The sequence below is a fragment of the Streptococcus lutetiensis genome (assembly GCF_900475675.1).
In the GTDB taxonomy this organism is placed as follows: Bacteria; Bacillota; Bacilli; order Lactobacillales; family Streptococcaceae; genus Streptococcus; species Streptococcus lutetiensis.
This window is the reverse complement of the sequence record NZ_LS483403.1, coordinates 710940-723742: the sequence shown is the minus strand read 5'-3', so window position 1 is coordinate 723742 and position 12803 is coordinate 710940. Positions and strand designations below refer to the sequence as shown.

Sequence of the window (12803 nt, the reverse complement as noted above, 5' to 3'; positions counted from 1 at the left end):
CGTAGAAAAATAGGAAATCTGACGCAGACGACAAGTGTCTAGGAAGATTTTTCTTTTTTCTCAGAGATTTAGTCCCATGTTCAGTTTCTTAAAACTGAACACTCCTTTCTGATTATTTTTTTATTTTTATTACAAATCTTCTTACAAATCTTCTTTACGTAATGGTTTTACATCTTTAAGCAATGGGTGATTTTTATCTGCTTCAGAAACCTCTGCTTCTTCCAAGTTTTCCCATTTGATACCAAGAGTTGGGTCAGCATAGTTTACAAAAGCGTATTTTGGTTTAAGTTCAAGTGCCCAATAGTCATTAACCAAGTAGCTGTATGATACTTTATCAGACAATACTTGGAAACCGTTAGCGACACCACGTGGGACAAAGATACCTTTTGAAGCATCGATAACTGTTTGGTAAACATGACCAAAGCTGTCACCTTCACGTAAATCAACCCATGAACCTAGAACTTTACCTTCGTCGGCAACTGAGATGTATTTGTCCCAAGGTTCTGCATGAAGTCCACGCAAAACGTTTTTATGTGAAAAGCTAACGTTATTTTGTAATTTTCCTTCTGCAAAGAATGATTCTGGGAAACCAAGAGGAAGCATTTTTTCTTTTTGGAAATTTTCTTTAAACCATCCGCGGCTGTCACCGTGAACAGGAATATCAAATTCAATCATTCCTGGGATAGCTTCGATTTTACGTGCTGCTAATTCTTTACCAAAAAACTGTTCTGTCATTATTCTTCTCCAACCAAACGGAGCAAGTATTTTCCGTATTCGTTTTTCTTAAGTGGTTGTGCAAGGTTGTAAACATCTTCTTTTGTGATGTAACCCATGCGGTATGCAATTTCTTCCAAGTTTGCCACTTGAAGGTTTTGCATACGTTGCACTGTTTCAATGTACTGAGCTGCTTCCAGAAGGCTTTCGTGTGTTCCTGTATCAAGCCATGCAAAGCCACGTCCCATAACTTCCACAGAAAGGTCGCCACGTTCTAGATAGGCTTTATTAACATCTGTGATTTCAAGTTCACCACGTGCACTTGGTTTGATGTTTTTAGCAATTTCCACAACGTCGTTATCGTAGAAGTAAAGACCTGTTACAGCGTAGTGTGATTTTGGATGTTCTGGCTTTTCTTCGATTGAAAGAGCGTTGAAATCTTCGTCGAATTCAACAACACCAAAACGTTCTGGGTCTTTTACTTGGTAACCAAAGACAGTAGCACCTTTTTCTTTGCTTGCTGCTTTTTGAAGCATTTTACTTAGACCTGCTCCATGGTAAATGTTATCTCCCAAAACAAGAGCAACATTGTCATCTCCGATAAATTCTTCACCGATGATAAAGGCTTGTGCCAATCCATCTGGACTTGGTTGAACAGCGTAAGAAAGTGAAATACCAAATTCTGAACCGTCGCCAAGTAGTTCTTCAAAACGATGAATATCAGTTGGTGTTGAGATAATCAAGATATCTCGGATACCTGCTAACATCAATGTTGATAGTGGATAATAAATCATTGGTTTATCATACACTGGCATAAGTTGTTTTGAAGCCGCACGAGTCAAAGGATACAGACGTGTTCCTGAACCTCCTGCAAGAATAATACCTTTCATAGTTAGGTCTCCCTCTTTATTAAAAATAATCACTTAAGAATTCAATATATTCTTTTTTTACCCTCTAAAAATATTTAAAAGCTCAGGATTTACTTTTCCTTGAAGTTTTTCTACAATTTTGCTCTGGCAAACCGTTAAAGCTGAAGCAATAATAAGAACTAATACATATTTAATATACTATGCTAAAGCAAAATGATTCAACAAGGTTACAGGAATAATGTGCCATAAATAAATCCAAAGTGAATGACTTGATATAAACAATATTACTTTGTCATACAAAAATCCAGCAAGCGTTACTCTCTTTGTCAATTTTATCAAAATACCGGATACGAGGATACCATAACTTAAATAATATAGTTGAAATGGATATTTATATTCTTGAGTCTGAATAAAGTATCCATTCTCTCTATACAAATAAACTGCATATGCAACAAAAATTAGAAAACTTACCATTATAGTAATATTATTCCATTTTTCGCTTTCAAAAATTATTTTAGCCAACACTAACAATAAGAAACATGGAATAAAATAGGCTATCAGATAATCTAATAATTTATTGTTAAACACTCCTGCATGACATAAGAACTCATATCCTACAAATAGTAACAATGAAATTAATAAAACATGGACTTCATTCAAATATAACTTCAAAGCTTTATATATATAATGGAATTAAAATTGCAACAACAAAATAAATTCTAATAATCCAAACATACCCAATACCATAATTTGATAAAGCGAATGTTGCCAACACTCCCTTAAATCCTAGATCAAAATTTCCTAAACACAATTTTAATAAAAGAAAAAATGAGACAAAGATCCAGGTAGGAAGAACCAATCGTTTAAATCGTTTTATCAAATACGGCATTAACTCTTCTGATTTTCTAGATTTCAAACCTAAATAAGCTGAAACTAGAATCATCAAAACAACATCAAAATTTCTTAGCTGAAACACCACTGCTGGTGGGGTAACATGAGCTAAAACAATTCCAAGTAAGCCAATAACTTTTAAGATATCAATATACTGCTTTCTTTTTACTTTTACTCCCTATTATTTTTTACTCTTTTTGATATTAGTTGATCAAACATTCTTAGAGCAACTTCATTTTTCAGTACTAATAAAATAATTGCATATACAACACCTGAACAGCTTATTGAAACCATTAATCTAATAAACATATTAGGTAACACTGAACTTACTCTACATGCCAGAAAAATACCTACACAGCCTGCTATCGCTGAAAAAATATTCTTCCAAGTTTGTTTATCTTTAAAAACAAAACCAGTAATATCTCTACTGAAATAGAAGTTCATTGTCATCATTGTAAACTCAGCTAAAACCGTTGTAAAAGCTGCTCCTTTTTCAGCAAAGATAGGAATTAAAATAAAATTCAAGCCAATATTTAATAGTGCACTGGTACTTGACGATAGCAATGTTTTTTTCTCTCGTTTTGCAGGCATCAAAGCACACTGGTTAAAAATCGTACTCATTGCACTCCCCAACATCGCAAAACATGTTATTTGTAACGCTACAGTTGCGCGTAAATATTTCTCACCAGCAATAATAAGAATGACATCTTTACTAACCATGAATAATCCAATAATACCTGGAAGAATAATAACCAACAGCATATTAATCAATCGTTTTAATAGTTGACGGTATTCATCCATACGCTCTTGCCCCATCAACATAGCTAATCTTGGAATAGTTACTGCAGTCACAGCCGATAGCATAACACTTACTATACCGTATATCTTTGTAGCAGTACTATAAATACCAACAGTGTACTCATTCTTTAAAAAACCAATCATTGTCACATCAGAAGCTAAATAAATTTTAATTGCAACTGTAGAAGCAAAGATTGTCAAAATAGGTGTTAAATAATTTTTCCAATTAAAATTAAATACTAACTTAATATCACAAAACTTCTTGGAGTGAAAAAAATTAAGTAAGTATGATCCTGTTGACGCAACAACCGAAATGATGATGTAGTTAAGATAATCATCACGGTGTCTTACAAAAATAAATAGAAGCAAGGCTGAAATAATTTTAAAAATAATGTTTCTAGCTGTTATATAACCGTATTCTTCAAAAATGGTATAAATCCAATCCACACCTAAAGTAGTAAAAAAGATTTGAATACTAAAAATTAAAATAGCTGTATTATATTTTTGTAAACTTGTACTTAAAATAAGAATCAAAAAAAGTGCTAAGTAAGAAATAGCAGTAGAAACAATATTAATTGTAAAAATACGACTGGCAAATAAACTGAATTCTTTCCGATTATCTCTTAATTTTGCCCCTTCCCTAACTGCGAATACACTAATTCCCAGTCCTGCTAATAAGATAAAGTAACTTATAATCGAGTTTGCAAAATTATATTTACCTACACCATCAACTGATAATGTTCTTGATATGTACGGAAATGTTACAAGAGGGAATACTAAATTCAAAAGACTCTGTAAACTGTTTAAAATAGCATTAAGTCCCATTGACTTATTTTTTTTCATTATTAACTATCTCTTCCTTTTTGTATTAAAAATTTTAGTTTTTATCAGTAAAACCTCTCTACTTTATCGTTTTCTTTATGATAAATAAATCCTTACACAGATAAATTAATCAGTTAATGTCTTATAAACTTTCTGAACTTGCATAGCGTTCTGTATTGAAGAAAATCTTTTTTTTACATCTTCTTGACCTGCTAAAGCTAAATAAGAAACCTGATTTTTATTATTCACAATATAATGCAATTTTTCGACTAAATCATCATTGGCACCAGCTAAAAACTTAATTCCAGTCTCAGGAGTTATAATCTCTTTCGTACCTCCACTATCCGCTCCTAATGCTAGACATCCTGATAGCATAGCTTCAACAGTCACCCTTCCAAAAGCTTCGCATTTTGAAACCATACAAATTAAATCATTATCAGCATAAACATCCGTCATATTTGTACATTGTCCCAAAAAGATAACGCTTTCTTCTATGCCATATTCTTTTGCAATTTTTATAATCTTTTGATATTCTATGTCCGTATAAGTGCCAGCTAACGAAATCTTAATTTTTTCACCATATTTTTTATATAAAACACCAGCAGCTTTCACTAAATCCTTCTGTCCCTTTCCATCACATACTCTCCCCACACATAAAGCTCGAACTGTTTCTTTATCAAATAATATTTTTCTTTTAGAATAATATTTTTCAATATCTATCCCATTGTAAATAATTTGTAAATTATCAATAACATCCTTATATTTATCATATATAGCCTTAGAAATTGCAATGTTTGCATCAGATTTATTAAAGAGTTTTAACAATTGTTCTTTTTTCCAATAATGACAATTAAAATCCTCCTCCATGAATTCTCTAAAATGCCAAACATGCTTTATATTTGCTATTTGAGCGACATAGTAACCAATATAACTTACTGAGGTATTATCATGGACAATGTCAATCCTATTTTCTTTAACATACTTTGCCAGCTTATGTGCAGTTATTTTAACCGCAATATCCTTAAAAACCATCTTAAATTTTTCTTTTGACGATATACTATCACTAATCATTCTCGTATATGCACAACTTTGTAATTGAATATAAGGAATATTTTCTTTCTCTAATAAATAAACAGCATCTGCTGTAACAGGTAATGCGACGTGCCCCTCAACTCCAAGTTTTCTCAATTCAGTGATTAATGTAACAAGACTTCTAAAAGCACCTGCTGATAACAGACCAGCATTTTCAATAAAAAGAACTTTCATTTATAATTTCTCCTTTTTAAGATTACCCCTTCGATAGGCAAACAAAGAAATAAAAATTAAACCTAAAATTATTCTAGCTTGTGAAAACTGCATTCGTACAAACGAATATAAGATAGAATAGAACATTATGCAATATAAACTAACATGTTTAGCATCTTTATATTTTAAAGTTTTATTATATAGACTAGATGCTATATAGCCATAAATAAACATTCCCAAAATTATACCAGGCAAACGAAAGTCAGTGTATAAAAACCAAAATACTGACACATACGCATTGGCAGTAATTTTCTTTCCTACCCATACCCATTGAGTATCTGTTAAATTAATTAAATTATAAACACTCAATATGTTATTAGGATAAATTATTTTTAAAATATTACCTAAAATATAAAAGAGTGGAAAGCATACTCCCATTAATGAAGCGGATCCATATCCGAATATTTCTAAATCATCAACTTTTTCTTTCCAAATTTCAAACATCTGAGGCGGTATAGAAAAATTTTGAGTAATATTAAAAAATACTGAAGATCCTCGGGCCATTGTCATAAAAATAAATGCAAATATGAGAATAATAGAAGCTCCCATAATTCTCAGCTTATAATTTTGGGATTTTGAAATTATATGTTCTAAAAGTTTACCATTTTTATTTAAAGCAATTTCACCAGATATAATAATAAAAATAAAAAAAATTATGAAAGCCGATCTATTAGCAGTAGATAACATTCTCAATAATAGCATAATGAATGTAAAAATAATTGAAGTCTTATTTCTTTTTCCAAACCAAAAATCTGCAGCAATGATCGCTGGTGCTGAAAAAGTCAGCGGTTCGACTAAAAATATAAATAAGAAATTCTCAATAGAAGAACGTTGTATAACTAAAGTTCCCAATTGTAACATTCTTTGAAGAGTGCCAAGTTGGAACAGTCCTACACGAGAAGTAACAAATAAAACATCTTTTGCATATATTATAATACAAATAAATAATAGAAAATTTAATAGACTATATCTAGGAATATACTCTACTTCATTACAGCTATAATTTCGTTTTCCTGTTACAGAAAAATTGATTATACTTCTAAAAAACTTAGACTTAAAATAGTAACCGAATACAAAAAACAATACTCCAACAATGATATAAAAATATGTCTCAAAAGAGCATCTGTATAATTTTTGTGCTGTTGCAGATAGCAGGATAATGATGGACCACTCCGCACAAAAAATAGTTAGAGGATTAAAAATTGATTTTTCTATTTTGACAGATACTACCGACAAGATACTAAATAGTATTGCAGTAATAAATAATAAGATACTCATCTTTTCCTCCACTATAATTTTCCAAGCAAAATAGATAGTCGATAAGTTATCTCTTGGCTTAGTTTTCCAAATTTTAATTGAGATAAACAAGCTAGTTTAAATCTTTTATAAAAACTTGTTTTATAAGTCGACACCTGTTCTAAAAAAATAACATTTTCCTTAGGAATAACATTTATGTAATCAGCTAAAATTTGTTGGCTAAATCTTTCTAAATCACTAAAGTTATTCTTTTTTAACATCCTATTCAAATTTCTTTTTACTCTATCCTTAAAAGAAGTGGATACACCTAAAACATTCAATTCATGTTGTCTATATTTCATATGACTATTAAAATCAAAAATGTACTCTCCTCCAATTGCACCACAGACAGCAGCAACGTAATAATCATGCATAGGTAAATATTTAGGAATAGGCTTATTATTGAAATAATTTATAAGAGCACTATTCATCACCATAGTTGCACCTTGTACTTCTCCTGCAAGTAGTACTCTTTTAAAATTAATAGGAATATTACTGCTATACAAAGTTCTTCCAAGTGGCTTTAATCTTGAATCGACCAACTCAGAATTGCTACAGTAAAGAGCAGGAATATCAATTTTTTTTAGCTTTTGTATTGCTATGCTTAATTTATCCTTATCCCATACATCATCTTGATCACAAAATGCATAATAATCATATTTTTTATCACAATTATTCAAAAGATGCATAAACGATTTTGCCGATTTCAAATTATAATCACAATAGTAATCAACATTGTAGAGAGATGAGTACTTTCGAATAATATCCATAGTTTTATCAGTTGAACCATCATCTCTAATCAATAATTCAACCTCACAGTTCTCTTGATTTAATACACTAACTATCTGTTGCTCTAAATACTGCTCACCATTATATGTTGACATCAGAACTAATACACGCAATTTTTTTCCTTTCAAAATAAAGAATTAATTTCAGAAATTATTTTTTTAGATATTTTTCCTGCTTCATACTTTTGAGCCTCCACTAAACAATTAAGCGAAAGTTCAAAACGTTTTCTATCTACTTCCAACATAGCTTTAAAGAAAGACTCAGCATTCCTTTCTTCAGCAATTACTCCAGTTACATTGTTAAGTACTTGCTTTTCTAAACCAGGAACATTAAAGCAAACAACTGGTAACCCCGCAGCATAAGCCTCAATAACAGAGACTGAAACTCCTTCTCCACCGGATGCAGTCAAAAACACATCAGCTTTTTCAAGTAAGCTATAAATTTCATTATGTGAAACAGAGCCTAACATCTTCACGTTATTTTGCAGGTTCAGCTCAATAATTTGTTTATTTATCGCATCCCATTCGTCTCCTGAACCTGCAACCACAAGTGTCACATTCTCATTTACCTTGTTCTTATACATATAAACTGCATCAATAAGCGTTTTGACATTTTTAAATGCAGATAAACGTCCTGTATATATGTATGTTTTTGTTGGTAAATTCTTTTTAAAATCTAATTCTTTTTGAATAACTTTTCTATCAAAACAAGATAAATCTACTGGACTACCTATAGAAACATATTTGGCATCTGTTTTGTCTTTCATCTCTTGAGAATATAAATTAACAGACTCAGTATCAGAAACAACAAAAACCAAATCTGCATATTTTTGAGCTAACTTTAGAGCTGGTCTCTGAATTAAAGACATCAAAGAATAATCTGAACGATGATTTAATCCATGTTGATGATATACCAATTTTGTTCCAGCTTTTTTTAAACTTCTAGCAGCAATTAAACAACTCCCTGTGTGTGCATAAACAACATCATAATTTGAATCAAAAAATTCTTTTTGATTAAATATACACAATCCTCTCCAATAGTTCGGAATTAATTTTCTTTTATTTTTTACATTTCCAAAAATATGGATTGGATATTTTTTTCCATCTATGTCAATTGAAGAATTAACCTTACCATCAACAGCCATCCCCCAAATATCAACATCATACTCCTTGACTAGGTGTTTTAAAATAGAAAGTTCATACTCTAACATACCTCCCATGGGCCAATCATAAAAATTTGTCAAATCAACAAATGCCATTTTTTTCATATAATTCCTCACTAATATCTCATATATAATATAAACTGAAAAATAATTTTCTGCTACTACCTATTTCTAACAAACCTATTACGTTTATCAATTACAATACTACCGGCAGGGATATTCTTACTGACTAAGGTACCGGCTCCTATAACAGATCCCTTTCCAATTGTAACTCCATCAAGTATGGTAACATTACTACCAATCCAACAGTCATCCTCAACAACAATTCCTTTTTGTTTTACACCTTGACTCTTTATACTACTATTTGTATCCGAAAAAACATGATTTTCTGCAAAAAGGCTACATTTAGGTCCAAACATGACATTCTTACCTATCGTCACTTTTCCTGAACATCCAACGTAGCCATAAGGCCCAATTGAAGAATTATCTCCAATTTGTAAACCAACACCAAGATCGCCACCGTAATATGACGAAGGACGAATCATGACTCCTCGACTAATAGTCACATGATCACCAAAATGCAATCCTTGGGAACTCAGGCCATGAATTTCTGAATAATCTTCGAATTTCACGTTTTTTCCACAATAAATATGTCTTCCGTGTGTAATCTGTACAGATTTTCCAACTAAAAACAAACCAGACGTTTTTTTTAAATAAAAACGCTTAAAAAATCCTCTAAATAATTTTTTCCCAACTTGACTAAGAATAATTATTTTATCCTGTATTCCAATTCTACTATCCATATTAAATACCCTTAAGTAATTTTTCATATTCATTGCTATAATTTTGCACATATGAATCAATGGAGAATTTTTCTAAAAGTCTCTTTCTTGAATTATTACTCATTTCCATCCTTAATGCATCATTACTAAGTAGTTTTTCAATTTTAGCAGCTAAATCTGATGGATTACATACTTCTGCTAATAAACCATTATAATCTTCCTTAACCATCTCACAAACACCACCGTGTTTATAACCAACAATAGGTTTACCAGTAGACATTGCTTCTAGCACAACAGTTGGAAGCGGATCCGGATTCGTACTTGGTAAAACAAAAACATCATACAATTTATAGATAGCTTCACTATCAGTTCTATAACCTTTATTAATGATTCTATCTTTATGTGGAGATTCAGAAATAGCCTTAGCCAATTCCTTCTCACGCCACTCTTCTCCCTCAAATGCTGAACCAACAAAAACAGTATATACATTTGGATTTTGATCCATAATAATATTTGCTGCTTTCAGAAAATCAGCTTGTCCTTTCCAACTATTGACACGTCCCATCATACCAATGACTTTAGAATTTCGAGGAATCTTCCATTCATCATATAAGTAGTCACAAGAAATATCAGGTGTAAATCGTTCACTATCAACACCATTGTAAATAACCTTAACATCACCATTTCTAAAATAACCAGAAGCATCTAAATGTTTTTTTACAGCATTTGAATCAGTGATTGTGATCTTAGAGTATTTTGCAATTAATTTACTTGTAAATCGGTACATTATTTTTGGATTGATAATAATCTCATGTATACTCCACAATTGAGGAATCTTCAAACGTCTACTCACAAAACATCCCTCAAGTGTTGCAGCAGTATTTGTATGAATCAATTTAATATTATGTTCTTTAGCAAATTTTACTATTTTATTTGTATATTTTACGAAATTAATTCCATATTGAATCACACCTTTTGAATTAAAATATTTTCTCCTCATGATTGGATACGGCATCACTGTAACCGAAACCCCAGCGTCTTTTAAAGCATCGACTAGTACTCCTGAAGTTGGTAAAATAACAAAAGGAGTATACTTACTTTTGTCCAGTCTTTTTATCAAATCTAACATAACCTTATCAGCGCCGTACATTTCTGCACCAGCATGTAAAAATAATATATTTGTCATATTCTAATTTTAACCCTTAACTTAAAAAATTCTTCTGCATAAATTCAGCAGTCTTCTTGATCCCTTCTTCAAGAGAAATCGGACTTAAAGTTCCAAAATACTTTTCATACCTTTGTATATCTAAATAATTTACTGGAACATCTACACTTCTTCCTTCTACGTATTTTATTTTTAAATGTATATTCAACGTAGAAGAAATGATATCAAGTAACTGTTTTATACTAGTTCCATAACCACACCCAAGATTAAAAGTCTTTTGCTCAACATTCTGGGTAGCGATTTTTATAATTGCGTCTACTGCATCATCGATATAAATAAAATCTCTAACTACAGAACCATCTCCAAAAACAGTGATTTCTTCATCATTTAATGCTTTATATGTAAAAGTTGTAACTGCACCTAAAATACCATTTGGCCTTTGGTATGGGCCATAAGGATTGGATAATCTAACAATTCTGTAATCAAGATTATACATATAATGATATAAATAAAGGAGCTTTTCTATAGTTATTTTTTGTAAACCATACGAAGAGATTGGATAAGTCGGTGTTTCTTCCTTTAAGGGGCAGCACACTTCTTTCCCGTAAACTGTACCGCCAGATGAAATAAAAATTACTTTTTTTACATTTTGTCTCACACATGCTTCTAATAATTTTGAAGTCACAATAATATTTGCAGAAAGTTCTTGAGGAATCTGTTGATTTGAAGTAGTTGGGACAGTTGTGCTCACAAGATGGTAAACAACTTCTTGTCCTTCTAACAATTCATCAAAATTTGTATTTTCACTGAAATCTGATTCTACATATGAAAACTTTTGAAGATTTAACTTTCTTAAATCTTCAAAAAAATTAATATCTCTGTCAACTAAAGTGATATCATTATTCTCATCTTGTGAAAGTTCTATTGCTAAGTTTGTCCCAATAAAACCAGCGCCTCCAAATAAGATTATTTTTGTCACAGTTCTCTCCTAATTACAAAAAAATTAATTTCTTTTGAACAATCCTTCATACTCATCAACAACAAAATTCCAGCTAAAGCGCTCTTGAACTTGTTTTGTTGACAATCTATCTAATTCATCAATTTGTTCTTGAGATAAAGTTTCTGATTTTTCAATAACATCATGAAGATTATCTTTATCCCAATAAATTGCACCATTTTCACCAACTTCTTTATTAAATCCAACATTAAGCAAAAGATTTAATTTTGTAGAAAACAGAGCTTCCAATAATGACGGATTTGTTCCTCCAACTTCATGGCCATGGAAATAAGCAAATGCATTTTCACGAATGTATTTCAACAATTCTTGGTTATAAACTGTTCCTACAAATTTGATTCGAGAATCTTTATCAAAGCCCGTTTCTTTTCGAAGTTTTTCGTAAAAAGCATTTTGTTCAACGTTAGTGATTAAGACAAAATCTTTTTTAGTGTTAGATTTCATGAATTCACGAATCATTGCTTCATAGTTATTTTCTGGAACAAAGCGACCAACTACCAAGTAATAATTATTTTCAGAAACCCCCTTCTCTGAAAACCATTCACGAACAATTCTATTTTTTGGTGTTAGTGATGATTTGTGAAGATCGGTACCATAAGCGATATATGTTGTTTTAGGTGAGTATTTTTGATAATCTTCTTGAATATATTTTTCAATATTCTTACTATCACAAACTAACAAATCAGAATTTTTTACCATTAGAGATTCCGAGATTTTCCAGTAGCGACGAACTGGAGCACTCCATTTTTCACGCATCCACTCATGTCCATCTGGATTAACAAATAACTGGCCACCAAGTGCATGAATCTGTTTTCTATACTTACCAATAAAAGGACCGATGCGACATGCAAGAACATAAAAAATAGGTTCTACATCTTTATTGCTTTTAGAAATCTCAATAGCTTTTTTTAGTGCTTCAATGTCATATGCGATTGCTCTTGCTGGACCGATATTTGGAACATCAATGTTAAAACAAGTTGCACCATTATGCTCAAAAACATCTGCTGTAATATTTGACTTAGCTGAGTTTTCACGCATACATGCTACATAATATTTAATATTCTTATTTTTTTGGTTTTCAGTTAACTTTTCAACAAAGGTTTCAAATCCACCATATTTAGCTGGGATTCCTTTTGAACCAATGATATAAACGCTTTTCATTTTTTCTCCTAAACTAAACAAAAAGAGAGTTGCA

At 31.2% G+C, this 12803-nt stretch carries 12 protein-coding genes; all 12 read right to left on the bottom strand.

Going from position 1 to position 12803, the window contains the following annotated elements:
- Positions 1-141: 141 nt before the first annotated feature.
- Entirely contained in the window at positions 142-735 is a 594-nt protein-coding gene (locus tag DQN23_RS03750) for a dTDP-4-dehydrorhamnose 3,5-epimerase family protein (RefSeq protein WP_111712714.1), read from the bottom strand.
- Positions 735-1604 (bottom strand): glucose-1-phosphate thymidylyltransferase RfbA, encoded by an 870-nt coding sequence (gene rfbA / locus DQN23_RS03745; protein ID WP_058833138.1) that lies wholly within the window; start codon positions 1602-1604, stop codon positions 735-737. The genes DQN23_RS03750 and rfbA overlap by 1 nt, the downstream gene beginning before the upstream one ends.
- Positions 1605-2259: 655 nt before the next feature.
- A complete protein-coding gene (locus tag DQN23_RS09645) occupies positions 2260-2619 on the bottom strand; it encodes an acyltransferase family protein (RefSeq protein WP_392396615.1) in 360 nt (119 codons plus the stop codon).
- A gap of 26 nt (positions 2620-2645) precedes the next feature.
- Positions 2646-4115, bottom strand: a complete 1470-nt coding sequence (locus DQN23_RS03730) for a flippase (protein WP_111712751.1) — start codon at positions 4113-4115, stop codon at positions 2646-2648.
- A 105-nt stretch (positions 4116-4220) separates the two neighbouring features.
- Positions 4221-5360 (bottom strand): glycosyltransferase family 4 protein, encoded by a 1140-nt coding sequence (locus tag DQN23_RS03725; protein ID WP_111712750.1) that lies wholly within the window; start codon positions 5358-5360, stop codon positions 4221-4223.
- Positions 5361-6677 (bottom strand): O-antigen polymerase, encoded by a 1317-nt coding sequence (locus DQN23_RS03720; protein ID WP_111712749.1) that lies wholly within the window; start codon positions 6675-6677, stop codon positions 5361-5363.
- A gap of 11 nt (positions 6678-6688) precedes the next feature.
- Entirely contained in the window at positions 6689-7597 is a 909-nt protein-coding gene (locus tag DQN23_RS03715; protein ID WP_233422898.1) for a glycosyltransferase family 2 protein, read from the bottom strand.
- An 11-nt stretch (positions 7598-7608) separates the two neighbouring features.
- Entirely contained in the window at positions 7609-8751 is a 1143-nt protein-coding gene (locus DQN23_RS03710; protein WP_197712757.1) for a glycosyltransferase family 4 protein, read from the bottom strand.
- A gap of 56 nt (positions 8752-8807) precedes the next feature.
- Positions 8808-9449, bottom strand: a complete 642-nt coding sequence (locus tag DQN23_RS03705; RefSeq protein WP_111713077.1) for an acyltransferase — start codon at positions 9447-9449, stop codon at positions 8808-8810.
- A 1-nt stretch (position 9450) separates the two neighbouring features.
- On the bottom strand, positions 9451-10614 hold the full coding sequence (locus DQN23_RS03700) for a glycosyltransferase family 4 protein (protein WP_111712747.1): 1164 nt from the start codon (positions 10612-10614) through the stop codon (positions 9451-9453).
- A gap of 16 nt (positions 10615-10630) precedes the next feature.
- Positions 10631-11572, bottom strand: a complete 942-nt coding sequence (locus tag DQN23_RS03695; RefSeq protein ID WP_111712746.1) for an NAD-dependent epimerase/dehydratase family protein — start codon at positions 11570-11572, stop codon at positions 10631-10633.
- 24 nt (positions 11573-11596) lie between these two features.
- Positions 11597-12769, bottom strand: coding sequence for a beta 1-4 rhamnosyltransferase Cps2T (gene cps2T, locus DQN23_RS03690; RefSeq protein WP_111712745.1), 1173 nt, complete (start codon positions 12767-12769; stop codon positions 11597-11599).
- Positions 12770-12803 lie beyond the last annotated feature (34 nt).

What these genes read in the sequence shown, in the direction of transcription:
- cps2T (WP_111712745.1), bottom strand. Translation starts at nt 12,769, where the DNA reads ATGAAAAGCGTTTATATCATTGGTTCAAAAGGAATCCCAGCTAAATAT.
- DQN23_RS03725 (WP_111712750.1), bottom strand. Translation starts at nt 5,360, where the DNA reads ATGAAAGTTCTTTTTATTGAAAATGCTGGTCTGTTATCAGCAGGTGCT.
- DQN23_RS03720 (WP_111712749.1), bottom strand. Translation starts at nt 6,677, where the DNA reads ATGAGTATCTTATTATTTATTACTGCAATACTATTTAGTATCTTGTCG.
- DQN23_RS03705 (WP_111713077.1), bottom strand. Translation starts at nt 9,449, where the DNA reads ATGGATAGTAGAATTGGAATACAGGATAAAATAATTATTCTTAGTCAA.
- rfbA (WP_058833138.1), bottom strand. Translation starts at nt 1,604, where the DNA reads ATGAAAGGTATTATTCTTGCAGGAGGTTCAGGAACACGTCTGTATCCT.
- DQN23_RS03700 (WP_111712747.1), bottom strand. Translation starts at nt 10,614, where the DNA reads ATGACAAATATATTATTTTTACATGCTGGTGCAGAAATGTACGGCGCT.
- DQN23_RS03730 (WP_111712751.1), bottom strand. Translation starts at nt 4,115, where the DNA reads ATGAAAAAAAATAAGTCAATGGGACTTAATGCTATTTTAAACAGTTTA.
- DQN23_RS03750 (WP_111712714.1), bottom strand. Translation starts at nt 735, where the DNA reads ATGACAGAACAGTTTTTTGGTAAAGAATTAGCAGCACGTAAAATCGAA.
- DQN23_RS03710 (WP_197712757.1), bottom strand. Translation starts at nt 8,751, where the DNA reads ATGAAAAAAATGGCATTTGTTGATTTGACAAATTTTTATGATTGGCCC.